Source organism: Pseudomonas sp. P8_241, assembly GCF_034008315.1.
In the GTDB taxonomy this organism is placed as follows: Bacteria; Pseudomonadota; Gammaproteobacteria; order Pseudomonadales; family Pseudomonadaceae; genus Aquipseudomonas.
This window is the reverse complement of the sequence record NZ_CP125377.1, coordinates 5,059,356-5,083,783: the sequence shown is the minus strand read 5'-3', so window position 1 is coordinate 5,083,783 and position 24,428 is coordinate 5,059,356. Positions and strand designations below refer to the sequence as shown.

The 24,428-nt window shown below is 56.4% G+C and carries 27 protein-coding genes and 1 tRNA gene; 19 read left to right on the top strand and 9 right to left on the bottom strand.

Annotated features, from left to right (window positions below):
* Positions 1-45 precede the first annotated feature (45 nt).
* On the bottom strand, positions 46-1,479 hold the full coding sequence (locus tag QMK58_RS22660) for a M48 family metalloprotease (protein ID WP_053155755.1): 1,434 nt from the start codon (positions 1,477-1,479) through the stop codon (positions 46-48).
* Positions 1,480-1,578: 99 nt separating this feature from the next.
* On the opposite strand from QMK58_RS22660, the gene QMK58_RS22655 reads away from it, so the two are divergent.
* Together QMK58_RS22655 and QMK58_RS22650 are read left to right on the top strand one after the other, a co-directional pair.
* The gene (locus tag QMK58_RS22655) at positions 1,579-1,818 is read left to right on the top strand and encodes a sulfurtransferase TusA family protein (protein ID WP_053155757.1); all 240 of its coding nucleotides are present in this window, start codon (positions 1,579-1,581) and stop codon (positions 1,816-1,818) included.
* A 32-nt stretch (positions 1,819-1,850) separates the two neighbouring features.
* Positions 1,851-2,921, top strand: a complete 1,071-nt coding sequence (locus QMK58_RS22650; protein WP_320395474.1) for an AI-2E family transporter — start codon at positions 1,851-1,853, stop codon at positions 2,919-2,921.
* A gap of 87 nt (positions 2,922-3,008) precedes the next feature.
* On the opposite strand, the gene QMK58_RS22645 is transcribed toward QMK58_RS22650, so the two are convergent.
* Both QMK58_RS22645 and QMK58_RS22640 read right to left on the bottom strand, forming a co-directional pair.
* Entirely contained in the window at positions 3,009-3,482 is a 474-nt protein-coding gene (locus QMK58_RS22645; RefSeq protein ID WP_053155759.1) for a peroxiredoxin, read from the bottom strand.
* A 10-nt stretch (positions 3,483-3,492) separates the two neighbouring features.
* Entirely contained in the window at positions 3,493-4,053 is a 561-nt protein-coding gene (locus QMK58_RS22640) for a glycine cleavage system protein R (protein WP_053155761.1), read from the bottom strand.
* Positions 4,054-4,379: 326 nt separating this feature from the next.
* Between QMK58_RS22640 and dapA the strand changes: the two genes are divergently transcribed.
* From dapA to QMK58_RS22610, 6 genes are all read left to right on the top strand, one after another.
* Positions 4,380-5,258: a 4-hydroxy-tetrahydrodipicolinate synthase gene (dapA, locus tag QMK58_RS22635; protein WP_053155762.1), complete on the top strand. Its 879-nt coding sequence runs from the start codon at positions 4,380-4,382 to the stop codon at positions 5,256-5,258.
* Positions 5,259-5,275: 17 nt separating this feature from the next.
* Entirely contained in the window at positions 5,276-6,391 is a 1,116-nt protein-coding gene (gene bamC, locus QMK58_RS22630; protein ID WP_053155764.1) for an outer membrane protein assembly factor BamC, read from the top strand.
* Positions 6,392-6,395: 4 nt separating this feature from the next.
* Positions 6,396-7,154 carry an MBL fold metallo-hydrolase gene (locus QMK58_RS22625; RefSeq protein ID WP_053155766.1) on the top strand — a complete coding sequence of 253 codons (759 nt, stop codon included), beginning with the start codon at positions 6,396-6,398 and terminating at the stop codon, positions 7,152-7,154.
* A 28-nt stretch (positions 7,155-7,182) separates the two neighbouring features.
* Positions 7,183-7,896 carry a phosphoribosylaminoimidazolesuccinocarboxamide synthase gene (purC, locus tag QMK58_RS22620; RefSeq protein WP_007944067.1) on the top strand — a complete coding sequence of 238 codons (714 nt, stop codon included), beginning with the start codon at positions 7,183-7,185 and terminating at the stop codon, positions 7,894-7,896.
* Positions 7,897-7,979: 83 nt separating this feature from the next.
* A tRNA-Ser gene (locus QMK58_RS22615) sits at positions 7,980-8,069 on the top strand.
* Between the two features lie 111 nt (positions 8,070-8,180).
* A complete protein-coding gene (locus QMK58_RS22610; protein WP_320395473.1) occupies positions 8,181-9,158 on the top strand; it encodes a site-specific integrase in 978 nt (325 codons plus the stop codon).
* An 8-nt stretch (positions 9,159-9,166) separates the two neighbouring features.
* Here QMK58_RS22610 and QMK58_RS22605 read toward each other — a convergent pair whose 3' ends face one another.
* Genes QMK58_RS22605 through QMK58_RS22590 form a run of 4 tightly spaced genes read right to left on the bottom strand, consistent with a single transcriptional unit; the run spans position 9,167 to position 11,122 of the window.
* Positions 9,167-9,418 carry a hypothetical protein gene (locus QMK58_RS22605; protein WP_320395472.1) on the bottom strand — a complete coding sequence of 84 codons (252 nt, stop codon included), beginning with the start codon at positions 9,416-9,418 and terminating at the stop codon, positions 9,167-9,169.
* Between the two features lie 51 nt (positions 9,419-9,469).
* Positions 9,470-9,853 carry a hypothetical protein gene (locus QMK58_RS22600; RefSeq protein ID WP_320395471.1) on the bottom strand — a complete coding sequence of 128 codons (384 nt, stop codon included), beginning with the start codon at positions 9,851-9,853 and terminating at the stop codon, positions 9,470-9,472.
* A gap of 50 nt (positions 9,854-9,903) precedes the next feature.
* Positions 9,904-10,365 (bottom strand): hypothetical protein, encoded by a 462-nt coding sequence (locus QMK58_RS22595; RefSeq protein ID WP_320395470.1) that lies wholly within the window; start codon positions 10,363-10,365, stop codon positions 9,904-9,906.
* Positions 10,366-10,423: 58 nt separating this feature from the next.
* Positions 10,424-11,122 carry a hypothetical protein gene (locus QMK58_RS22590; protein ID WP_320395469.1) on the bottom strand — a complete coding sequence of 233 codons (699 nt, stop codon included), beginning with the start codon at positions 11,120-11,122 and terminating at the stop codon, positions 10,424-10,426.
* A 65-nt stretch (positions 11,123-11,187) separates the two neighbouring features.
* On the opposite strand from QMK58_RS22590, the gene QMK58_RS22585 reads away from it, so the two are divergent.
* The 9 genes from QMK58_RS22585 to QMK58_RS22545 all read left to right on the top strand — a co-directional run bounded on the left by QMK58_RS22585 (position 11,188) and on the right by QMK58_RS22545 (position 19,598).
* Complete coding sequence (locus QMK58_RS22585; RefSeq protein WP_320396560.1) at positions 11,188-11,637, top strand: terminase small subunit; 450 nt, start codon at positions 11,188-11,190, stop codon at positions 11,635-11,637.
* A complete protein-coding gene (locus QMK58_RS22580; RefSeq protein WP_320395468.1) occupies positions 11,634-12,791 on the top strand; it encodes a hypothetical protein in 1,158 nt (385 codons plus the stop codon). Before QMK58_RS22585 ends, QMK58_RS22580 begins: the two co-directional genes overlap by 4 nt.
* On the top strand, positions 12,724-13,245 hold the full coding sequence (gene terL / locus QMK58_RS22575) for a phage terminase large subunit (RefSeq protein WP_320396559.1): 522 nt from the start codon (positions 12,724-12,726) through the stop codon (positions 13,243-13,245). Before QMK58_RS22580 ends, terL begins: the two co-directional genes overlap by 68 nt.
* Before the next feature lie 62 nt (positions 13,246-13,307).
* The gene (locus QMK58_RS22570; RefSeq protein ID WP_320395467.1) at positions 13,308-15,791 is read left to right on the top strand and encodes a tail fiber domain-containing protein; all 2,484 of its coding nucleotides are present in this window, start codon (positions 13,308-13,310) and stop codon (positions 15,789-15,791) included.
* A 182-nt stretch (positions 15,792-15,973) separates the two neighbouring features.
* Positions 15,974-16,138 (top strand): hypothetical protein, encoded by a 165-nt coding sequence (locus QMK58_RS22565; protein WP_320395466.1) that lies wholly within the window; start codon positions 15,974-15,976, stop codon positions 16,136-16,138.
* A 158-nt stretch (positions 16,139-16,296) separates the two neighbouring features.
* The gene (locus QMK58_RS22560; RefSeq protein ID WP_320395465.1) at positions 16,297-17,067 is read left to right on the top strand and encodes an acyltransferase; all 771 of its coding nucleotides are present in this window, start codon (positions 16,297-16,299) and stop codon (positions 17,065-17,067) included.
* A gap of 97 nt (positions 17,068-17,164) precedes the next feature.
* A complete protein-coding gene (locus QMK58_RS22555; protein WP_320395464.1) occupies positions 17,165-17,587 on the top strand; it encodes a cell wall hydrolase in 423 nt (140 codons plus the stop codon).
* 658 nt (positions 17,588-18,245) lie between these two features.
* Complete coding sequence (locus QMK58_RS22550) at positions 18,246-19,172, top strand: LysR substrate-binding domain-containing protein (protein ID WP_053155786.1); 927 nt, start codon at positions 18,246-18,248, stop codon at positions 19,170-19,172.
* Positions 19,173-19,232: 60 nt separating this feature from the next.
* A complete protein-coding gene (locus tag QMK58_RS22545) occupies positions 19,233-19,598 on the top strand; it encodes a 5-carboxymethyl-2-hydroxymuconate Delta-isomerase (protein WP_053155789.1) in 366 nt (121 codons plus the stop codon).
* Between the two features lie 3 nt (positions 19,599-19,601).
* On the opposite strand, the gene QMK58_RS22540 is transcribed toward QMK58_RS22545, so the two are convergent.
* Together QMK58_RS22540 and QMK58_RS22535 are read right to left on the bottom strand one after the other, a co-directional pair.
* Positions 19,602-20,534, bottom strand: coding sequence for a LysR family transcriptional regulator (locus QMK58_RS22540; protein WP_053155791.1), 933 nt, complete (start codon positions 20,532-20,534; stop codon positions 19,602-19,604).
* 113 nt (positions 20,535-20,647) lie between these two features.
* Positions 20,648-21,565: a DMT family transporter gene (locus QMK58_RS22535; protein ID WP_053155794.1), complete on the bottom strand. Its 918-nt coding sequence runs from the start codon at positions 21,563-21,565 to the stop codon at positions 20,648-20,650.
* Between the two features lie 376 nt (positions 21,566-21,941).
* Between QMK58_RS22535 and QMK58_RS22530 the strand changes: the two genes are divergently transcribed.
* On the top strand, positions 21,942-23,591 hold the full coding sequence (locus tag QMK58_RS22530; protein ID WP_320395463.1) for a phosphoethanolamine--lipid A transferase: 1,650 nt from the start codon (positions 21,942-21,944) through the stop codon (positions 23,589-23,591).
* A 65-nt stretch (positions 23,592-23,656) separates the two neighbouring features.
* Positions 23,657-24,319 (top strand): class I SAM-dependent methyltransferase, encoded by a 663-nt coding sequence (locus tag QMK58_RS22525; protein WP_320395462.1) that lies wholly within the window; start codon positions 23,657-23,659, stop codon positions 24,317-24,319.
* Positions 24,320-24,428: the final 109 nt, after the last annotated feature.

The following is a 24,428-nucleotide window of genomic DNA, read 5'->3' as shown; positions in this document are numbered from 1 at the left end:
ATAAAAAACCGCCTCGAAAGAGGCGGTTTTTTATGCCAGAAAGAATCAGCCCATCATGTCCTTGATCATGCGTTCCTGCTCCATCAGCTCGCGTTGGCGTGCATCGATCCTTGACGACAGCGGGAAGTTGGTGCCCGCTTTGCGTTTGGCGAAGTCCAGTTGTTGGATTGCCTGGCGATAATCGCCAACCAGTGCGAAGTATTCCGCACGAGCCTGATGCAGCCCGATGATATTGCCAGACAGGCCGCGAGTCTCTGCAACCTGGTACCACACGTCCGGGTCGTCCGGACGCGACTTGAGCAGGCCTTCAAGGGCCTTTTCCGCATCGGCGGTACGGTTCTGCTTGAGCAACAAATCAACGCGCACCTGATTCAGTGGATAGTTGCCGGGATACTGGGTCAGCATCCGGTCAACCCGGGACTGGGCATCTGGTAGGCGATTGTTGGTGATGTCCAGATCGACCTGAGCGAGGTTGTAGATGATCTCGTTCGGCGCCCTGGCCAGCAGCAACTTGAGATTCTCCCGGGCCTCATTCAGTTGGCCGCCCTTGATTTGAGCGATGGCCAAGCCATAACGGGCTACGTCGCTCTTGGGGTTTTCCTCAAGTTGAGCGCGAAAGCGTTTGGCGCCAAGGCCTGGGGTTTCTTCGTAGATCAGTTGGACTCGCGCACGAATCAATTGATAGCGCAGAGTGTCCTCGATGCCGCCTTGAGGGGCCTGCTCGGCGCGGTTGCGGGTGTCGGCGATCCGCGATTCGGTGACCGGGTGAGTCAGCAGAAATTCCGGCGGCTTGGCGTCAAAGCGGTACTGACGCCCCAGACGCTCGAACATGCTGGGCATCGATCGCGGGTCGTAGCCGGCCTTCTCCAGGTTGAGAATGCCGATGCGATCGGCCTCCTGCTCGTTTTGGCGCGAGAACCGTCGTTGTTCCTGAATTGCCGCCGCCTGCGTACCCGCAATGGCCGCGATCCCGGCATCGCCGGCGCCTGCTGCGGCAATCACGATGCCGGCCAGCAGGGCAGCCATCATCGGCACTTGCATACGCTGCTGGGCTTCGACGCCGCGGGCAAAGTGGCGTTGCGACAAGTGAGCCAATTCGTGCGCCAGTACTGAGGCATACTCGCCTTCGGTCTGGGCGTTAAGGAACAAACCGCCGTTGACCCCGACAATCCCACCCGGCGCCGCAAAGGCGTTGAGCTGAGGGCTGTTGATCAGAATGAACTCCAGTCGCCGGTCACTGACCTGGCTGGTTTCCACCAGTCGATAGACGCTGGATTCGACATAGTCCTTGAGTTGCGGATCGTTGAGCTGCGATACCTGGCTGCGCAGCATCGCCAGCCAGGCGCGGCCCAACTGGTATTCCTGTTGCGGCGAGACAATGGCAGAACTGGCGTCGCCGAGTGACGGCAAGTCGTCGGCGAAGCCCGGTGAGGCGAGCAGGCAAGCGAGCGTCAGCAGGGTAGGGCGCAAAAAAGTCATGCACAAAGCCTTAAAAGACAAAGACCTTACTGTAGCCGGACACCAGCGTTGCGACCAGATATTCTAGGCGACCCAAGCACCTGACACCGGAGTGATGCAATGATCGACGCTGTAGAGCATGACGTTGAGCTGGACGCCAGCGGCCTGAATTGCCCTTTGCCTTTGCTCAAGGCCAAGATGGAACTCAATCGGATGGCCAGCGGCGCGGTGCTCAAGGTGATTGCCACCGATGCGGGTTCGCAACGCGACTTTCGCACCTTTGCCCGATTGGCCGGTCATACGCTGCTTCGTGAAGAAGATGAGGCGGGTGTTTACCGCTATTGGTTGAAAAAAGCCTGAAATCTGCGGCGTTTTGTTCTTAAGGAATATTGATGTTCAAAGTGTTTCGCGACTGGATCCAGCGCTATTTCTCCGATGAAGAAGCGGTGGTGTTGGCCGTCCTGCTCTTTCTGGCGTTCACCGCTGTGCTCACGTTGGGCGGTATGCTCGCGCCGGTCCTGGCCGGGATGGTGCTGGCGTATCTGATGCAGGGACTGGTGGTGTCACTTGAGCGCCTGCGTGTTCCCGGAGGCGTGGCGGTGGGGCTGGTTTTTGCTTTGTTCATGGGGTTGTTGCTGGTATTCATCGTGGTGGTCGTACCGTTGCTGTGGCATCAGTTGATCACACTGTTCAATGAGCTTCCGGGCATGCTCGCCAAGTGGCAGTCGCTTTTGTTGCTCTTGCCCGAACGTTACCCACATCTGGTGTCCGACGAGCAGGTGCTGCGGGCCATCGAAGTGGCGCGGGGGGAAATCGGCAAGTTCGGTCAGTGGGCGCTGACCTTTTCGCTGTCGAGCCTGCCTCTGCTGGTGAATATCATGATCTATCTGGTGCTGGTGCCGATTCTGGTGTTCTTTTTCCTCAAGGACCGCGCAATGATCGGTGAATGGGTACGCGGATATCTGCCGCGTGAACGGGCATTGATCACTCGGGTCGCACATGACATGAACCGGCAGATCGCCAATTACATTCGCGGCAAGGTCATCGAGATTTTCATTTGCGGCGGTGTGACCTACCTCGCTTTCGTCGTGCTGGAGCTCAACTATGCGGCGCTGCTGGCGTTGCTGGTGGGGGTTTCGGTAGTGGTGCCGTATGTCGGCGCTGTTGTAGTGACGGTCCCGGTGTTTTTGATTGCGCTGTTCCAGTGGGGGTGGAGCGATCAATTCATATACTTGATGGCAGTGTACGGAATCATTCAGACGCTGGATGGCAACGTACTGGTTCCGTTATTGTTTTCGGAAGCCGTCAACATGCATCCGGTCGCGATCATCTGTGCGGTCTTGTTGTTTGGCGGGTTGTGGGGCTTCTGGGGGGTGTTCTTTGCGATTCCCCTGGCGACACTGTTCAAAGCCGTACTGGATGCCTGGCCGCGTAAAGAGCCTGTGGTGGCGCCGCTGCTTTAGATTGTAAAAAGATCGCAGCCTGCGGCAGCTCCTACCGGGAAATGCGTAATCCCGTAGGAGCTGTCGCAGGCTGCGATCTTTTAAGAATCAGGCTTTATTCAATGCCTGAGCTGCAGCCAATACAGCATCAACATGCCCGGGCACCTTCACGCCGCGCCATTCCTGACGTAGCACGCCATCCTTGTCGATCAGGAACGTGCTGCGATCCACGCCCATGTATTCCTTGCCATAGAGCTTTTTCAGCTTGATCACATCAAACAGTTGGCAAAGCGCTTCTTCTTTGTCGCTGATCAGCTCGAACGTAAAGGCTTGCTTGGTCTTGAAGTTTTCGTGGGACTTCAGGCTGTCGCGAGATACGCCGAACACTTCGGTGTTAGCCGCTTTGAAAGCGTCCAGTTGATCCCTGAAGCCCTGGCCCTGAGTGGTGCAGCCTGGCGTGCTGTCCTTCGGATAGAAATAGAGCACCACCTGCTTGCCCTTCAGACCCGAGAGGCTGACGGTCTGCCCGCTGGTCGCGGGCGCTTCGAAATCGGCAACCGGTTGGTCGATGGCAACGGCCATGAAAGCTTCCTTACATTGGGTTCTGTGGGCGCCACGGCTCGATCAGGGCATCAAGGTTCAACGCGTCAGCGAAGTCCAGGAATTGATCACGCAGCCAGCTGATCTGCACACCCGCCGGCAGGGTCACGGTAAACGTGGCATTGAGCATGGTGCCGCCGGTTTGCGGTGCCTGATAGGTATCGCAGGTCAGGTTTTCCAGTTCGACGTTGTGGTCGGTGAAGAACTGGCAGAGCTCGTTGATGATGTCCGAGCGGTAGGCCGAGCTGACGTAAGCGACGTACGGCAGGGCTTGCGGGCGGTTTTCCAGGGCGGCGCTGCGCACCACGTTGACGGTGAATGCGTGTCGCTTGGCCAGGATGGGGAGGCTGCCTTCAAGGCGTGCCAGTGCATCCCAACTGCCGGTGATTTCCAGTACGAGTGCACTGCATTCGCCGTGACGGGTCAGCCGGGAGGTGACCACGGCGCAGCGGTTTTCATGGCTGGCGCGGCACAGGACGTTGGTCAGCTCCATGGGGTTGGCGCCGAGGGCACTGATGACAAGGAATTGTTCGCGAACTGTGGGGGTGGACATGCAGCATTCCTAAAGCGATGAGCGGTCGGTACATTCAGGGCTGTATTTTTCGTGAGCAAGCCTGCGGATGCGAATTCAGAAAGCCTCACGCGCTGGTTGCACGTGCTCCAGTATGGCAGGAGCGAGGAGTGGCAACGCTGGAATGGGGCTTGTGATGCCGAAAATGGAGGCTGAAACCCGACGGACGAGCTTGTCAGTACCGATCAAAGTCTGAAGGGTAGCGAAAAGCGGCGCCAAGGGGAATGGCGGCAGCGCAGTACTTCGCTTGTGCAAGCATCTTGGCGCCAGTACCATTACCGCTCTCTTTTTCCGGCAGGAGCGGTTTCATGATTGCGGGCAGTATGGTGGCACTGGTCACACCCATGGATGCACAAGGGCGTCTTGACTGGGACAGCCTCAGCAAACTCGTGGACTTCCACCTTGAAAACGGCACCCATGCCATTGTTGCCGTCGGCACTACCGGCGAATCGGCAACCCTCGATGTAAACGAACATATCGAAGTCATCCGTGCCGTGGTCAAGCAAGTCAACGGCCGTATCCCGGTAATTGCCGGTACCGGCGCCAACTCGACCCGCGAAGCTGTCGAGTTGACCCGTAACGCCAAAGAGGCCGGCGCCGACGCCTGCCTGCTGGTCGTACCGTATTACAACAAGCCGACCCAGGAAGGCCTGTACCTGCATTTCAAGCACATTGCCGAATCCGTCGATATCCCGCAGATCCTCTACAACGTGCCTGGCCGTACCTCCTGCGACATGCAGGCGGAGACCGTGATCCGTCTTTCCACCGTGCCAAACATCATCGGCATCAAGGAAGCGACTGGCGACCTGAAGCGTGCGAAGGCCATCCTTGATGGCGTAAGCAAGGATTTCATCGTGTTGTCCGGTGATGATCCGACCGCGGTTGAGCTGATCCTGCTGGGTGGCAAGGGCAACATTTCCGTTACCGCCAACGTCGCTCCGCGCGAAATGGCAGACCTGTGCGAGGCCGCGCTCAAGGGTGACGCCGAGACTGCACGCGCCATCAACGAAAAACTGATGCCGTTGCACAAGGACCTGTTCATCGAGGCCAACCCGATTCCGGTGAAGTGGGCCTTGGTCGAAATGGGCCTGATGCACGAAGGCATTCGCTTGCCGCTGACCTGGCTGAGCGCACCCTGTCATGAAACGCTTCGCACGGCCCTGCGCCAGTGCAGCGTCCTGGTTTAATTGAGGAAGTACAACGCATGAAGCGAATGGCCGGACTTTCCGCACTTGCCTTGATCATCTCCAGCACGAGTGGCTGTGGATGGGTCTGGGGCCCGGAAGGTTATTTCCGTGACCGTGGTAGCGACTACCTGGAAGCGCAACAGACTGCACCGATGCAATTGCCGCCGGACATCACCTCCGCCAAGCGTCTGGACCCGTTGCTGCCGATCCCGCGCAACGTAGCCGATGACACCGTCAAGGGTGAATACATCGTTCCTCGACCGCAACCGTTGACGGCGGCGGCTAACGCCAGTGCGTATTCCTTGCAGAAGAGCGGTGACTCGCGCTCGATCCTGGCGCAAAACCCGCCGGCCGAAGTCTGGCCCGTGGCCGTTCAGTTCTTCCAGGACAATGGGTACCGCCTGGATGAGCAGCGTCCGCAAACCGGCGAATTCACTACCACCTGGCAACATTCCGATGAACTGTCGGCAGCCATGGCCAAGCGTCTGAGTGCGGCCGGTGTCAGCACCGACAGCGAAACCCGAGTGCGCGTGCGCATCGAGCCGGGCGTGCAACGCAACACCAGTGAAGTCTATGTGGTCAGCGCCGAGCGGCCCGCCGGCAGCACCGCCGACGTCGATTTCACCAACCGTTCGGTCAATACCGGTCTGGACGCGGCCCTGGTCGACGACATGCTCGCGAGCATGAGCCGCATCTCGGAGAAGGGCGGTTCGGTTTCCATGCTGGCTTCGCGAGATTTCGATGCGCCTAGCCGTGTGAGCCTGAGCGAGGACGGCAGCGGTAACCCGGTGCTGAACGTCGGTACCGATCTGGATCGTGCCTGGTCGAGTGTCGGTCGTGCGCTGGAACAGGGTGAATGGCGCGTTGAAGACATCAACCGCAGCCTGGGCCTGTACTACATCAACCTGGCGGAAAAAGCCGAGAAGAAAGACGACAAGCCTGGCTTCTTCAGCAGCTTGTTCGGCAGCGCGCCGAACAAGGAAGAAGTTGAAGCCCGTGCCGAGCGTTATCAGGTTCGCCTGAGCAAGGTCGGCGAGAACATCCAGGTTACCGTCGAGAAAAACATCAACACCGTCGCGCCTGCTGATGTAGCGCGCAAAGTGTTGAGCGTGATTCAGGACAATTTGGGCTGATGACATGCGTTTTGCCGTTCTCGGCAGCGGTAGCCAAGGGAACGGCACGCTGATAGCCAGCGCTGATACGTACGTGCTGGTAGATTGTGGTTTCTCCCTGCGGGAAACCGAAAAACGCTTGCTGCGCCTGGGTGTGAACCCGGCGCAGTTGAGCGCGATACTCGTGACCCACGAACATGCCGACCACGTGCATGGCGTGGGTTTGCTGTCTCGGCGTTACAATCTGCCTGTCTACCTCAGTCGCGGAACCCTGCGCGGGATGCGCAAACCGATTGAGCCTGCGGGCCTTCTGGCAGGCGGCGAGCAGCTGCAAATCGGTGACTTGAGCATTGGTGTCATCGCCGTGGCCCACGATGCGCAAGAGCCGACGCAATACGTGTTCAGTGATGGTGAGCGGCGCTTCGGCCTGTTGACCGACCTGGGGTCCTATTGTGACAAGGTGCTGGAGGGCTATCGGGACCTCGATGCATTGATGATCGAGTCCAATCATTGCCGTGACATGCTGGCTCGGGGTCATTATCCGTACTTTCTCAAGCAGCGGGTTGGCGGTGAGCTGGGACATTTGAATAACCACCAGGCGGCATTCCTGGTGTCCGAGTTGGGCTGGCAAGGCCTGCAACACCTGGTCCTGGCCCATCTGAGCAGCAAGAACAACCTGCCGCAGCTGGCCCGGCAATGTTTTGTCGACACCCTCGGGTGCGACCCGGACTGGCTGCAACTGGCCGATCAAGATTCAGGGCTCGACTGGCGACATATCGCCTAGCCCATCTACTTAGCAAGCGGAGCCCATCATGGAAAAACGTGAAGAACTCTACCGCGGCAAAGCCAAATCGGTTTACAAGACCGATGACGCTAACCGCTTGATCCTGCTGTTTCGCAACGACACCTCGGCGTTCGACGGCAAGCGCATCGAGCAGCTCGACCGCAAAGGCATGGTGAACAACAAGTTCAACGCCTTCATCATGCAGAAACTCGAAGCGGCCGGCGTACCGACCCAATTCGACAAGCTGCTGGGCGACAACGAATGCCTGGTCAAGAAGCTGGACATGATTCCGGTCGAATGCGTCGTGCGTAACTATGCCGCCGGCAGCCTGGTCAAGCGTCTGGGCGTGGAAGAGGGCATGAAGCTCAACCCTTACACCTTCGAACTGTTCCTCAAGGACGACGCCAAGGGCGACCCGTTCATCAACGAATCCCACGTCGTGGCTTTCGGTTGGGGCACGGCTGAGCAATTGGTTCGCATGAAAGAATTGTCGCTCAAGGTCAACGAAGTGCTGAGCAAGCTGTTCGACGACGCTGGCCTGCTGCTGGTCGACTTCAAACTTGAGTTCGGCGTATTCCACGACGGCAGCATCGTCCTGGGTGACGAATTCAGCCCGGACGGCTGCCGCCTGTGGGACAAGGCTACCGGCAAGAAAATGGACAAGGACCGATTCCGTCAGGGCCTTGGTGACGTCATCGAAGCCTACGAAGAAGTCGCCAATCGTCTGGGCGTACCGCTTTAATCGGCGCAAGCATCTGATAGCACAGAAATATTTCGCCAAGGGGGTTCGCTTCCGACGAAAGTGTTGTTATGATGCGCGCCGTTGGAGAGATGCCAGAGTGGCCGAATGGGACGGATTCGAAATCCGTTGTACCTTCACCGGTACCTAGGGTTCGAATCCCTATCTCTCCGCCATATTTAAAGGCCCCGAGCGCTTAACCGCCTCGGGGCTTTTTTGTATTTGGGGGAAATTTGGGGGAATCGGTCCCTCGTGCCATTCCCCCAGACTCGCGCTACTATCCCCGCATGGCCTATTACGAAAAACGCGGTGACGCCTGGCGAGCCCAGATCCGTCGCAAAGGATACCCGACACTTTCAGCCACCTTCGACACAAAGGCAGAAGCTCAGCGATGGGCTGCCGAGATCGAGGGCGATATGTCTCGCTCGCGATTTGTCGACACCCGGGAGGCGGAAAGCACCACGCTCGAAGACGCTCTGACGCGATACCTGAATGAGGTCAGCAAGACCAAGAAGGGCGAGAAGCAGGAAAAGGTCCGCGCCGAAAAGTGGAAGAAGTCGGAGTACGGCGCCAAATCGCTGGCGACCATCCGCTCCAGCGACATGGCCGCATACCGTGACGCCCAATTGAAGTCGGGGAAATCAACTGCCACTGTTCGGTTGGATCTCGCGCTGATCAGCCATCTATATACAGTTGCGTCGAAGGACTCGGGTATCGATGGACTGAAGAACCCGTGCACAGCTATCCGCATGCCGAAGGGCAACAAGCAGCGAGAGCGCCGACCAACGGCCAAAGAGCTGAAGAACATCTATAAGCATGCCGGCGAGATCAATGCCGAGCTGCCAGTCATCATCGAACTGGCCGTGGAGACGGCAATGCGCCGATCGGAGCTGGTAATGCTCCGGAAGGATCAGATCAGGGGAAGAGTTGCATTCCTCGAAGACACGAAGAACGGCGAGCGCCGGTCCGTCCCGCTATCAACGCGGGCGGTGGAACTCTTGGAGGGATTGCCGACGCCAATTGACGGCGGCAGGTACTTTCATTTGAAAATGGACAGCGTCAGCAACTATTTCGCGCTGGCCTGTGAAGCGGCAGAGATAAAAGACCTCCGCCTTCACGATATGCGTCACGAAGCAACCAGCCGCCTGTTCGAGCGCGGCCTTTCCTTGATGGAGGTGGCGAGTATCACCGGGCACAAGACCCTGGCGATGCTCAAGCGGTACACCCACCTTTCCCCGCACGACTTGGCCGAGAAGCTGGGGTAAACCCAGAATCACGCCACACCCCTCAGCGTTGGCGGCGCCTGCCGCTTTCTGCCGACCTTCGGTGCTTTGTTTTCGCCGTCGCGGCATCCGCGCAAAAACTCCCGCACATCTTCTTTCAGCCAGCAGTGCCTGGTGCCCATTTTGAAGCTCTTGGGCAGCCAGTCCACGCCGCGGCGAATCCCTTCCCTGACAGATGCTTCGGTTCGTCCGAGCATTTTGCCCAGTCCATCCACAAAAACTATTTCCGCGTCATCGCTCATTTGTTGCTCCGTTGTTTGGTGCTCCATGCCGCGCGTGGCGACAGAAGGTGGTTATTCGGTTTTTGCTGGAAACCATTCGGTGTCGTACTCGAACTGAGTTACGCGCTCGATCTCGATGCTTGGAAGCTCACGCCGGAAGGTTTCAGTGCCGTATGGTTTCTTCACGTAGTCCGCCGCCTCTTCCATGAACTTGTCCTTGAAAATGCGCAGCAGGTGGTCGGCGGCCTTCTCGTATTGGTCTTCGCGGTAGTTGCCATCGCAGACACCGCCGCGGCACACGCGCCAAACGATCCGCTTTGGCTGCGCCTCGGCTGCCTTGATCTTTTCGTCCATGGCATCCCGTGCGAAGCGGAGCTGGTCGAGTGTCAGCGCGGCAACCCAGTCGGTGGTGCTGACGTGCTGGGTGTGACCCATGTGGCACTTAATTTCTGCCATGCGAATTCCTCGCCCGCCGATCACCGACAGGCTGTTGAGTTGGGGCAGGCTTACTTCGGGGATTGAGCGGCGTTTCGCTTTCTGGCGGCGGCGACTAGAGCCTTTGATGTGCTGGCCACACCACCCGCAACATCCTCTGGAAGGATTGCGGTGTTGCAGTGAGGGCATAGCGGCGCCATCTTCGTGCTGCGCCAGGCTTCGTCCATCACCTTGGCGGCCCGGCTTCGCATCTGGAATTTTTCGGCTTCGTCCAGTTCGCGTCGCCGGCGCTGAAGCGAACTCATGCCGCCGCTTAAAACCTCAACGATCCCAACGAACGCATCAAAGGGCTCAACCTCGGCTTCGCAGTCGCTGCACCAGACACGGCGCTCCTTTTCGTCGTATACCAGCTTCTTGTGCCGGCATGACGACGCTGGGCGCCGAGTCATCCCTCTGGCTACGCGAAGGTCCTCGATCTGGACAACCTTCACGCCGTACAAATATTCCTGCGGCTCGATAGGTGCATCACTCATCGCCACGGCCCCTTGTAGATGAGCCAGAGCATGTAGAGCGGGGCGGCTATTGGGATGATCATGGCGTCACCTGCTTGAACTCGACGACCCAGACCCATGGGTTGGCGTCCCAGTCGCCGCCGACAGAATCCCAAAGACCCGCAAAGGCCTTGGCTGCTGTCGTCTGCAAGCCGGTCTTCCCATCGTCAGGCCCGACCATATAGCCGGTGCAAATCGGCCAGCCGTCATCGGGTCGGAAAGCCACGCCTACGATTCCTTCGGCCTGCGCCTGTTCTTCGCTGATGTCCTGCAACCGCTCGAGGCGTACGTCGGTGATTTCCAGCAAGATCCGGCTGACCCAGCGGGGCATGTGGATGCTCGGCTTCCATGTTGGCTGATCCTGCTCATACGGTGTCAGGCCATCTGCCGCATAAACGAGTTCGCCATCTTCCCGGGCCTGGTCCAAATCCGCCAGGTCGGCAGGTTGCAGGTATGGGCCACGCTCAACTTCGAAGTGATCGCAGTACCATGTCTCGCGCACCCACAGCTGGTCACCGGGTTGGCCGTATGGGCAGAAGTCGTTGTAGTACCCGACGCTGTTCGGGTGCAGCGGTCCTTCGGCTGGCAGTTCGTGGCACTCGCCGAGCTGAACGCCGTAGCCGATGTTCTTCAGCGCCTGCTCGTTCAGCGCGCGCCGTGTGACCGTCTTCCGGCCTTCCAGGATGGCGCGCACCATCGGGGCCGAGAATAAGATCGGCCGTTCCTTTATTTCAGGCATGACTTCGTCCTTGCCGCTATAGCGGCTGACTTTGAAGGGGGAGGGAGTTACGGGTAGGTGTGCATATGGAAAGGCCAAAAAAGCGTCGATTCACCGACAAGATGGAGTCGTTTTGCCTCGCTTATATTGAGACTGGCAACGCTTCCGAGGCCTACCGTCGCACCTACAACGTCACCAAGATGGCGGAAAAGACCGTGCAGCGCGAGGGCTGGAACCTGTTTCAGCGGCCTCAGGTGCAGGAACGGCTCGCCGAGTTAAGGGAAGCTGTCATGGACCGACACCAGATCACCGTCGATACGCTGCTGTTGGAGCTGGAAGAGGCGCGGAAGGCTGCTCTCTCGGCTGAAACCCCTCAAACCTCGGCAGCTGTCTCGGCCACCATGGGCAAAGCCAAGCTGCTGGGCCTGGACAAGAAGATCGTCGAAATCACTGGCAAGAATGGCGGCGCTATCGAAACGAAGTCGCAAGTCACGGTGGACAAAAAGACTCTCGAATCTGTGCTTGATCGCCTATGAGTGCGCTTCTCGACTGGGATTCAATGAGTCGGGAGGAGAAGGAAGCATCAAAACTGATCAGCGAGCATTCCCCGCTTGCCTTCATGCGCGTCTTCTTCCAGATCAATCAGGGGATGAAGTTTCTCTGCAACTGGCACCACCGATACATGGACTACACGGCCAAGCAAGTCCTGGCCGGCGAGCTTAAAAACGTCGTTTTCAACATGCCCCCGGGCGGCACAAAGACTGAATACTGGTCGATCCACCTGCCTGCCTATGTGATGACCAAGTTCGACCGCACGCGAAACCTGAGCGTGTCCTACTCGAAATCGCTGGTCGAAGAGAACTCCAACCGCATCAAGTCGATCGTCACCAGCTCCGAGTACCAGGAGTTATGGCCGTGCGAGCTGGGCAAGGCTGACGTGGCCAACTGGATCATCACCGACGAGAACGGACGGAATAAACACCAGATCTTCAGCCGATCCACCGGCGGACAGATCACCGGTGTGCGTGGCGGCTACATCTCCGAAGGCTTTACCGGATTCATCAACCTGGATGACCCCGAGAAGGCTGACAGTGCGTTCAGTGCAACCATGCGAGCCAAGGCTCAACGGATTGTTACCAACACCCTGCGCAGTCGGCGTGCATCGCCCGACACCCCGGTCATCTGCACCCAGCAGCGCCTACACACGGATGACGTGTCAGGCTTCCTGCTCAAGGGCGGCATGGGTCTGGACTTCAGCCACATTAAAGTTCCGGCCCTGGTCACCCGTGAATATATAGAAGGGCTTCCCGCAGAGATCCGCGAGCATGCCGAGCGTGACGTTTTTAGCAGTCCCTCAATCGTCCGTGGCGGCGTTGAATACTGGTCCTACTGGCCAGCCAAGGAGACGGTCGCCGATCTGATGGCGCTGTGGGACCGCGACCCATACACCATGGTCAGCCAGTACCAGCAGGAGCCGGTGGCATTGAGCGGCGGCATGATCGATGCCGACTGGTTCAAGACCTATCAGCAGTTGCCTTTCCTCGTTTGGCGCGGCGTGTACGTCGATACCGCGCAAAAAAACTGGCGAGCAGCACGACTATTCGGTCTTCAGTCATTGCGGCCTGGGAGTCGACGGCAACCTGTACATCATCGAGGTTCATCGCGGCAAATACGACGCGGGCGATCTTGAAGCGGCCGCCCTACGCCTATGGCAGCAATGGAAGCCGTGGGACCAATTTCGTCCGGCGGCCCTGCGCTATATGCGTGTCGAGGACAAGTCGAGCGGCACCGGCCTGATCCAGACCATTAGCAAAAAGGGTTCGATTCCGATCGAGCCGCAACCGCGCGGCCCTGCTGCCAACAAGGTCACCCGATGCATGGACGCTGTGCTCTGGTTCAAGTCGGGCCGGGTGTTCGTGCCGGCCATCTACGACGACCAAGGCTGCAAGATCGAGAACGTTCGCGATCACCGCGGCGAGATCGTCGCCACCACCGACTGGGTCGCTCCCTTCCTCACTGAAGCCTCGGCCTTCACGGCTGACGACACCCACGCGCACGACGACCAGATCGACACAATCTTTGACGCGGTGGCCGACATGCTGATCAGTAACGGCGGCGAATTCTTCTCCAGCAACTGGCTTTAACCCTATTCCTCTGCCGACCGCACCTGGTCGCGCTCATTAAATTCGCCCCAAGGAAATACATAATGGCAGACCAGACCCAGCGGCTAGAGATCGCCACGGTAAAGGCCGAGATCGGCAGCGATATAATCAGCCGGTTTTCTCATGACGCGGTCGGCGCTGATCCGATCCCTACGGACTCCGGCGATATCCAAAACCTGAAACAGGTGATCGTCAGCATTCAGGAGGAAGGCGCTGAAAAGATCAGCTTTGCTACAACGATTTATCCGACGACTGCTGCGGGTATTGCCGGGACAACTGATGGCGCCATCTTCCTGGTCCGCTCGGCCGATCCAGATGAAATCTATGCCGTCTACAGCAACACTGCCGGCGTGGCTGAGGATACTGGCAAGCGCGCATTATCTGCTGCAGCCATTCAAGCCGCTATGGATGCCGCGCTTGAGTCCGCAAACGCCGCCGAGGATTCGGCTGATCTGGCCACGGCTCGCGTGGCACCATTCCTTGGCACCTTTTCCGCGGAGCCGATTGCGCGCAATGACGGCGCTGCTCTACAACTGGGTGACCGCTATTTCAACAGCGAAGAAGACCTTGAATACATTTACAAGGCGTCTGAGTGGGAGCCTAACAATCTGGATGGGGCTTTGCTTGCAGCGCCTGACGGCTCCAATGTTGTCGGTGTTCAGCAGGCCGGCGTAGGTGCGGCTATCCGCACAGGGCAAGATAAATTTCGAGAAAGCGTAACGCCGCAGGATTACTTGGCTGTCGGAGATGGGGCGACTAACGATAGTTCGAAGTTTACAGCGCTGGAGGTTGTGCACACTGGTAAAGAAGTTGATCTGCTTGGCAAGACCTACCTAGTAAATGCCTTCCCAACGGGGAACAAGTATTATGGGGGCTACTTCAAAATCGGCGCAGTCACTCACCCAGCTATGTGGAAAATGGTGCGTGACGGGAACGGGGTGGTATGTATTGGCGGAGCTGGTGGTTCAATTCCGCCAAGCTATCAGCCTCCAGCAAACCAATTTGCATACCACTCGAGCATCTTTGCGGCCGGGGTAGGGGCATTAGCCCTTGCAACAGGAGCCCAACAAACTATCGCTATTGGGCCTGACGCAATCGGCACGGCGCAAAAGTCTTTCGATAACCTCGCCATGGGAGAGTGCGCCCTATACAGCTTGCAGCCTGTTACCGATTCATACAGCACCGTAGCTATCGCAGGCACACGCAATGTAGGGCTTGGCGGTAACGCAGGCAGGTCTTTGACCACGGGCCGGGCTAACGTGCTCGTGGGACGGAACACAGGAGCGAGCCTAGTCAACTGTGACACCGTACTGGCTATGGGCGCTAACGCTCTTTCCGGCGAGGTTTTGAGCGGCTGGTATGCGCAGGTCGAGAACTTCGATCCCAATACTAACGTTGCCACACAGATAGTGGCTTTGGGATCGGATGCTGCGAAGTCATACACTGGTATTGTCTTGGTGGCAAACGGGTACAGAGCAGGTTTCAACTTAAGGAAGGGCAACAACAACGTAATATGTGGCGCTCTTGCGGGGCAGTTTCTAGAAAATCTTTCCGGATTCGGCGGAAAGGTCAAGAGTGATTACCCTAGTGATCCTTACGTTACCTATAGCAAGATTGGATCAGTGATTACTGTAACTGCTCCCGGGCATGCAGCCGTTGTAGGTGGGCGCGCTAATATTTATTGGGCTGGAGGGGGCCCAGCCTATGCGGGCCACGGTCACGGATTTCCGGTGGATGTACTCAGCGTCAGTGGTGACAACTTCACTGTATATTGCCCTTATAATGGAGATGGGTCGGGAAACGCCAGACTTTACTGGACAACCTCCTTGGTCGATGCACCTTTATCTCAGAACAAATTAATTAACGGGTCGCAGGCCGCCTCTGACACAACTACTTGCAATAACTCAACTGTGTCCGGGGCCTACGCTGCGAAGACTGTAACGTCTATTAGCAATTCCGCGATTTCTGGCAGCAACTCCTGCGAGAATGCTGTCGGCCCCTTGGTCGGGGTAACAACCCATGGGTATCGAGCATTACTGAACAACTCGGGCCCGACAATCAACACTACTGCAATCGGATATCAGGCGGGACTGGTGATGATCGATGGTTCGACGCCTTCCGTATCGGTATCCAACAGCACCCTGCTTGGTGCGAATACACGGGTGTCCGGTCCTAATCAGGTCCAAGGCGGAGATAGTGCTACTAACTTCTATGTGTATGGCACTGTGCAGAACCGTTCAGATGAACGGGACAAGGCTGAGATTCGGGAAACCCTACTGGGGCTCGATTTCATCCTTGACTTGAAACCGATTGATTTTAAGTGGGACATGCGAGATGACTATATTGAATTGGAGCTTGATCCTGTAACTGGCGAAGAAATTTCCGTCGTTAAGCCCCGCGATGGCAGTAAAGTACGAAGTCGATTCCACCAAGGGTTTCGCGCTCAGGACGTGGAGCGCACCATCCAAACCAAGGGCATTGACTTTGGAGGGTTCCAGCATCATGCGGTTAAGGGGGGGGCGACGTGATGTCGCTTGGTTACGACGAGTTCATTGCCCCGATCGTCCGCTCCGTGCAGCAACAACACCATGAGTTTATCCTTCCAACTGCCTTAGCTGTAGAGGGGCTTCTGGCCCGAATGTCCGCCCTTGAGGACGCCGTAGCGCGCAATTCAAGCTTGCTCACAAATCAAACAAATGAGGTATAACCAATGAAATTTTTGATCGAACAACAATTGGCGCAGGCGGTAGCTGATTATTTGACAACCCGGCCATATCGCGAAGTTGCCATGCTGGTTCGCGGGCTTGAAGCCATGACCCCTGTTCCTGATTCAACTTCTGTGCCTGATCCAGCTCCTGAGCCAGGCAAAAAATAATTTCCACTCCTTTCTTCCAAGCCCGCGGAACGTCGGTTGGAGAGGTCTGACCTCGCGATAAGCCACATCCCTTGGCAGTCAATAAAACGGCTAGATAAAAAAATGTACTTCCGTTACAGTCCGGGCCTAATGCTTGATTGTCACGCTTGGAGTGTGGTTTGAAGATTGTTCTGACTAAGATTCAAGATTATAAAGATGACAATAATAATGTAATTTCTTGTGGGGTCGTCATCGAGTCGGGTTTTAAAGTTGAGTTTACAGGAAAAAATAACAAGCTGGTTATTCATCCTGAAGCTAAAAATAGAAATCTTACAATAATGTTTGATTGTGATGATGGTTATTGCGAGATAGGAAAAAACACTTTCAGTGGTGTTGTGAGAGTAGGGTTTGAGTCTACGATCAAGATTGGCTCTGGAATAAATTGCACTTCGCCGGTCTATATATCTGCGGCTGAAAAGGCATCAGTGCACCTTGGTGATGACATCATGTTCGCTTCTCAGGTTGAGATAAGAGCAGATGATGGACATCCAATATTCGATGTGCGAACCAGAAAAAGAATCAATCTTCCAAAAAATGTGATGATTGGTAATCATGTTTGGCTTGGCGCTTACACGCGGATTCTGGGCGGGACCACCATCGGCGACGGAAGCGTCGTGGGCATTGGCAGTATCGTGAAAGGTAAATTTCCCAATAACTGCATTATAGTCGGGGTGCCGGGAAAAGTCGTGCGGAAAGATATCGCATGGGAGCGCCCGCATTTGACATTAACAAAACCTTATTACAAAGATGACCCAGGCTCTATAGCGCTGACCGATTACTGGAATTTGACAGTTGAAGACACTCCTACGGTAGAATCGCTGGATTATACTTCCCCGGTGCACAAATACAGTCGTTTGACGAGCTTCCTGAAACTTCTTAAATTTTGGTAAGTTACTTTAGGTTTATATTATTTTTGCAATTACAGCCCTGCATGTAATTTGAAAAACAGGCCCGCCACGTGCGGGCTTTTTTACGCCTGGAGAAAATATGACCGTCACTGAAGGAGACCGCGACATCCTCGCGCGCACGCTGTGGGGCGAGGCTCGCGGGGAAAGCCTTGCCGGCCAGGTCGCCGTAGCCTGGACAATTCGCAACCGCGTGAACGATGGCAAGGCTAAATCATGGTGGGGCGAGGGCTACGCCGGTGTCTGCCAGAAGCCGTACCAGTTCAGCTGCTGGAACAAGAACGATCCGAACTTCGCTTACCTGTCCGGTGCGAAGCAAATCCCGTTCCGCGAGTTCGCTCAGGCGCAGATCGCCGCTGAGCAGGTGATGGGTGGCAAGGTGCCTGATCCCACCGGCGGCGCCACGCATTACTACGCCACCAGCATTAAGGCGCCGGCTTGGGCAGCGAAGGCGAAGAAGACACTGAAACTGGGCGGTCATGTCTTCTTCAAGGATGTGCCGTGACTGCGCATCCTTCCTTTATATAGGGAGTATGTTCGGCCGGCAGAGCGCTGGGGGAAAATTGGGGGAACCATTCCCCCAAATGGTGTGGAATGTCGTTGTGTTGGTCTGCGTCGAAAATGAGGCCATGAAAGGGTTCTGAGGAAGGGCGCCCAATGATCATTATGGGCGAAAACGGATTCGAAATCCGTTGTACCTTCACCGGTACCTAGGGTTCGAATCCTATCTCTCCGCCATACCTATACGTTAAAGCCCTGATTATTCAGGGCTTTTGCGTTTCTGCGGTTCTGAAAAAATGCCAGCCTAAACTTTGGCCCATACTCTGGATTGCTCAGTGTTTTTCGACCAAAGGCTGATTTTCCGACAGTTTCTAAGCGAGTCCAGCAGTGATCTGTCGATCGATCTGATTCGCATCGTTGTAATTGGGACCATCATCTGACCGACACCAACGCACGAACGCTTGCCAGCGATTGTCTGTTGGCGCCGACGCTGAATTGACCCGGTACGCATGATCAGACGCCAACCAAGGAGTCTGATGGTGTGTGGTGAAGCTGCTCGCTCAGAGCAGCTTCGCTTCAACAGATCTCAGGGTTGTGAATAGACGCCTGTTGTGTCCACTACCTAAACTGTCAGCAGACTTAGGGATTGAGGGGGGCAATGGATGAATCGCAACGAGCTACGCAAGGCCGATATCAACCTGATGGTGGTGTTCGAAACGCTGATGCTTGAGCGCAACGTTACTCGCGTAGCGGAAAAGCTGTTTTTGGGTCAACCGACCATCAGCTCTGCGCTCAACCGTCTGCGGGCGATGTTCAATGATCCACTGTTTATTCGGGTTGGACGTCGCATGGAGCCAACGGCGCGAGCCGAGGAGATCATCCGGCATCTGTCTCCGGCGCTGGATTCGCTGTCAGTGGCTTTGAGCCTTACCCATGATTTCGATCCTTCCAGCAGCACCATGACCTTTCGTATCGGGCTGTCCGACGACGTCGAATTTGGCCTGTTGCCGCCCTTGCTGCGTGCGTTGCGCCAGGAGGCACCCAGCGTGGTGTTTGTGGTGCAGCATGTCGATTACTGGCGGATTCCCGACCTGTTGGCGTCCGGCGATATCACGGTGGGTATCAGCCAGACCCGCGGCCTGCCGGCCAATGCCAAGCGCAAGTTGTTGCGTCACATCCAGCCCAGCATTTTACGGGCCGACGCCTCCGACACGCCGCTGACTCTGGATGAGTATTGCTCACGCCCCCATGTGCTGGTCTCCCATACCGCCAACGTCAGTGGCTACGCCGATGAGTGGCTGGCGGAGATTGGTCGTACGCGACAGGTGGTACTCTCCGTTCCGCAATACAGTTCGTTGCCGGCCCTGCTGGCCGGGACCGATCTGATTGCCAGTCTGCCGGACTACACCGCTGAGGCGATGGCCGTATCCGGGCATTTGTTCAAGGAGCCGTTTCCGTTCAAGACGCCGACCCTGGACCTGTCCATGGTCTGGCTCAGTCATGTCGATACCGACCCTGCCGAGCGCTGGTTGCGTTCGCGTCTGGAAGGGTTCATGAGTGAGCGAGCTGTGTTGCCGCTGCCTGAGTGAGCAGGGCGTCGCCGTGATATATGTAGGATCTTTCCCCCCCCCACTATCAGGATCAATGCCATGCCTCACCTGCACATGGAATACACCGCCAATTTACCTGAACTGAATGCCGACGTAGCGTTGATGCGGCTGAACAATACGCTGGTGGGGTCCGGTCAGTTCGGCGCCGAAATCGACATCAAGAGCCGTGCAGTGAAGGTCGAGACATTCAAGGTCGGTACGGCGTTGACAGAACGGGCGTTCGTGCATGTGAAACTGGCGTTGTTGAGCGGTCGTTCCGCGCAGATCAAGCAGCAATTGTCGCAAAGTTTATTGGCTGTGGTGCAGGAGTTGTGTGAATGGCCGGCGGGTGTCGAAGTCCAGTTGTGTGTGGAAATCCTCGACATCGATCGCGAGTCCTACAGCAAGACGGCCATCAACAACTGAATCTCAGGCAATTTCCTGTTCTGTGCAGGCCTGGATCACTTGTTCGCGAAGCCATCTGTTGGCGTCGTCCTGATCTAGGTTTTGACGCCATTGCATATCGAGGCTGAACCCGGGCAAGCCATCGGGTGCTTCGCAATGATTGAACGCCGCGTCGGTGGCGAGCAATTGCTGAATGCGCCGAGGCAGGGTCAGGATGAAGTCAGTACTGGCGATCATCTTCAGCGCCGCGCTGTAACTGTTGGCGCGCGCGACGATCTGGCGTCTTTGTCCCTGTTGTGCGAGCCAGCCATCGACCATGTTGGTGGTGGAGGTCCAGGGTGTCGGAAATACATGCCGGCGTTCAACGTACGCTTGCAGGTTTAAATGCTCCAGCGGTGTAGCGCGTTTATCGAATACACACACCAGATCGTCTTCAAGCAGCGTGCGCGATTTGAGGTCGGCGTGGTTGCGATGAAAATTCGGGCCGAAGCAAATCACCAGGTCAAGACGGCCATCGCGCAAGGCGTCGACAGGAATGTCGGCGTCGAGCTTGTGCATGTTGACCGTCACCGGAAGCTCGGCGAGAGCAAAGCGTTTCAACAAGCGCGGCAGGATTAGCTGTTCGAAGTATTCCGGTGCGCAGAGGTTGAAGGTCACTGAGCGCAAGGTCGGGTCGAACGTCGGTGAGCCGGCGTGACACAGGTTGATGCTGTCGAGGATCCTCAGGATGTGAGGGTACATCGTGCCTGCCTTGTCAGTTGGCTGCATGCCTGAGCGGGTATTGATGAACAGTTCGTCATCGAAGCAGTTGCGCAGTTTTTTCAGGCAGTAACTCACCGTGGACTGGCTGACGCAAAGCCTCTCGGAGACATCGGTGACGTTGTTTCGCTCGAACACGGCGACGAACACCATGAGGTCCTGCATGTCGAGCTTTCTGAGCAAATTGCTGTTCAGCATCCTTTCTGTCTCGCAGAGCTACTGGCGCAGAACGTGCGCAAGGTATGTGAGTGATCCTAGCGGAGCAGAGGAATCAGGAGAATGCCTTGTGGGACTTTTCATGCAGGCTCACGTCAGCCTTGTACCGTGACCGGTACGGATCGGCGGCTGGATCTCAACAGGGCCAACATACCGATGGCCACCAAAGCGGCCCCGGCAACCTCCCATGGCAGTGGCAACTGACGCCCCAACAGCCAGTGATACATCGTGATGAACAGCGTGCTCAGGTAAATGTACGAAATCACTGAGGAGGGTGCGATCTCACCGATAGCACGATGCAGCAGCCAGAAAGTCGCCAGCGTCGCAAACAACGCCAGATAAATCAGCCAGAAAAAGTCGTGGGCAGTCAGCATCGACGCTGAGCGCCAGCCGCCGCTGAATCCGCAGAACACCAGCAGAAACAATGCGCCGAACAACATGTTCCAGAACGTCATTGCCACCGGGCTGCGACCCTTCAGGCTGCCAGCTTTAAAACGCTGGCTCAGTGGCGCGTAAAGTGCCATTGCCAGACAACCGACACCAAACACCGAGAGTGCGTAAAACGATGGCGGTTCGTCGGGCCCACTTCCCTTCATGATCAGCAGAACAGCGCCTGTAGCGGCAGTCAGCATGGGCAATATTCGTTGTTTCAGGCTGCTGTCAGGTGTCAGCACGGACTCGAAAAACAGGGTCAGTAATGGCACCAGCGTGAACACGGTCCCGGTGTTGACCGCCGAGGTATAGCGCAGAGCCTCGAACAGCGACCCGAAGTACATCGCCAACAGCAATCCGAGGACGCCATGCTCAAGCAGTCCGCGAATAGTCACGCCTGTATCGCCTTTAACCAGTAGCAACGGCAGAAACGCCGCCGCGCAAAACAGCAGTCGTAATCCGGTCAGCAGGACCGGGTCTATGACCTGGCTGACCTGTGCTGCCGCGGAAAATGATGCGGCGACCAACAAGGCCCAAAGCAGCATGCCGAGGTGGGCGGCGGCGAAGCCGGTGGTTTTCATGGAGGCATTCCGAGTCAGTGGGGGAGATTGGCGTGGGTGAAATGAAGTTCGATTAGGCGCGCAAGATCGGGAGGCTGCAAATCAGAATGTGCAGAATGAAATCCAGAAATTAAATAGCGCTGGTGCGGATCGTGGGTGGGTCATGCATTTGGACGGCAGTTGATGAGCAGTTGAGCGTGCTTATTTAAGTAATTCCTGAACAAAAGCTGAACCATTCTCAAATGGTATGGAAGTTAAGCTCGATATCAGTCGGCAACTAATCGTTGGCTTATTTTTCACAAAAAATTGATGGTTGGCTGCTTAAAGTTAGTGCTGTCTCGGTTAATGAAATTTTCACATTTACCGCAGGCGCTCTTTTTAGGAATAGTCAAACATCATGTTGAAGATTAAAGCCGTGCGCCCGGAATGGGTGACACTGATTGCCAGTGCCTTTTTATTAATGGGCTTCAATTTTGTTCTCTGGCAACATCTTTTCGAAATCACCGCGTCAGATGGCAAAGGCATCGTCCTGCGCGTGGCATTCGGGTTGATGATCTTCGCGGCGTTCAATATTTTGTTGACGCTGATGGCTTTTCGATCGCTGCTTAAACCCGTTCTCACACTGCTCTTCATGGTCAGTGCAAGTGTGGCGTATTTCATGGGCCAATACGGTGTTTTGCTGGACGCCGGCATGTTGCGTAACTTTGCAGAAACCAATGTCACTGAAGTGCGTGGTTTGCTGTCGATCAAGTTGTTTATCTATATTCTTCTGCTGGGTGTCCTGCCGTCGTTATTGTTGTGGAAACTTCCGATTGCATATCGTCGCTGGCACCGCGAGTTGCTGAGCAAAGCTTTAGTGTCGCTGGCGTGCGCAGCGGTTATCGGTGGTGTCGCATTGATTAACTATCAAGGCCTGTCTTCACTGTTTCGAAATCACCATGAATTGCGTTTGATGGTGGTGCCGAGCAATTACATCGGCGCGACGGCCAGGTATCTGGGTGAGCAGCTGGTGTCAGCGCAGCAGCCGTTTGTCAAAGTTGGCGAGGATGCGCAGTTAAATTCGAGTTGGCAAACTCATGGTCGTAAATCCCTGACGGTACTGGTGGTGGGAGAAAGTGCGCGCGCGGAGAATTTCGGCGTCCTCGGCTATGACCGTGATACCACGCCAAAGCTCGATAAGGAACGCGGCCTGATAGCGTTTACCGATGTGACCTCGTGTGGCACTGAAACCGCTGTATCGGTGCCTTGCATGTTTTCCAATATGGGTCGCAAGGATTACAACGCGAGCAAGGCAAAGAATGAAGAAGGTTTGCTGGATGTGCTCAAGCGTGCCGGACTGGAGGTAATCTGGCGTGACAATCAGTCAGGCTGCAAAGGCACCTGCGATCGCGTCACCCTTCAGGATGTGAGTAATCTGAAAGACCCGGGCCTGTGCGCCAACAGTGAATGCCGCGACGAAATCCTGCTGCAGGGACTGCAGCACTTTATCGATACTCTGGATAAGGACACGGTACTGGTATTGCACCAGATGGGCAGTCACGGTCCGGAGTACTTCAAGCGATATCCGAAAGAATATGAACGCTTTACCCCGGTCTGCGAAAGCAATGCACTGAACAATTGCAGTCGCGAAAGCATCATCAACGGTTATGACAACACGTTGGTGTATACCGATCATGTGTTGTCGACCCTGATCGATTTACTGCGCAAGAACCAGGACAAGGTTGATACCGCCATGCTGTATCTGTCGGACCATGGTGAATCCCTGGGGGAATACAACCTGTTCCTCCATGGTACGCCTTACATGTTGGCGCCAGAGCAACAGAAGCGTGTGGCGATGCTGGCCTGGTTCTCCGACAGCTATCAAAAGTCGTTCTCGGTGGACACTCATTGCCTGCAGCTGAGTCGCGAAAAACCCTTGAGCCAGGATAATTTGTTCCATTCGATGTTGGGTCTGCTGGAGGTCAACAGCAAGGTCTACAACCAGGATCTGGACATGTTTGCCGGGTGTCGAAGCGCAGTGATCGATGGCGTGCTGGCCAAAGATTGAGGGCAGCGTTGGCGTTTCACTCAATGGCCGCAAGCCTGTAGATCGTTCACCAAGAGTCATTGCACATGTCCGCTCAACCCCCATCCGCCATAGAGCTCGAGATCACTCGGCGCTACGTTCAGGAGCACGCGCGCGTCTGCCTCCAGCCGCAATCCCCAGGCCTGGCCGGGCGCCTGACGCTCTGGCGCGAGGAACGCCTGGTTCGCAATGCGCTGAAGATTGCCGGCGAACCGGGCCTGATCCTCGACGTTACATGCGATGTCGGCCGCTTCTGGCCTGTGCTGGCCGAGCACGCGAATCGGGTGGTGCTGGCCACCGCACCCTCGCAAGACATTCTCGATCACGCCCGTACTCACCACCCCCAAAGTTTGTTGAAGCGGGTCAAGACCTTTCAAAGTTCTGCATTCACCATTGGCTTGTCGGAAAACGCGGTCGACAGCATTTTTTGCATGCGACTGTTTCAGCACTTGGTCAGCCCCGAGCATCGTTTGGCGATGCTCGGCGAGTTTCATAGGGTCAGTCGCGATACGGTCATCGTTGCTGTGCGGATCGACGCTCGATTCATGCCGCAAACTGCCGGTGCTCAGGGCACGGCGCCCCAGCGGCAGGCGAGCAAAGCCCAGGTGGAAAGCGAATTCAGACAGGTCGGGTTCCGTTTGATCAGCCATCAGGATTTCCTGCCCGGTTGCACGCGAATGCGCATTTACGTGCTCGGTAAGCCCAACTAACGCAGCTTTGTCGGACTATTCTTTTTGTCTGGCATGAATTTTCGCTAATGCTCTTGTTCAGTGGATGCGCGGAAATCGCCGGGGGCGATATATACTGCGCGCCATTCTT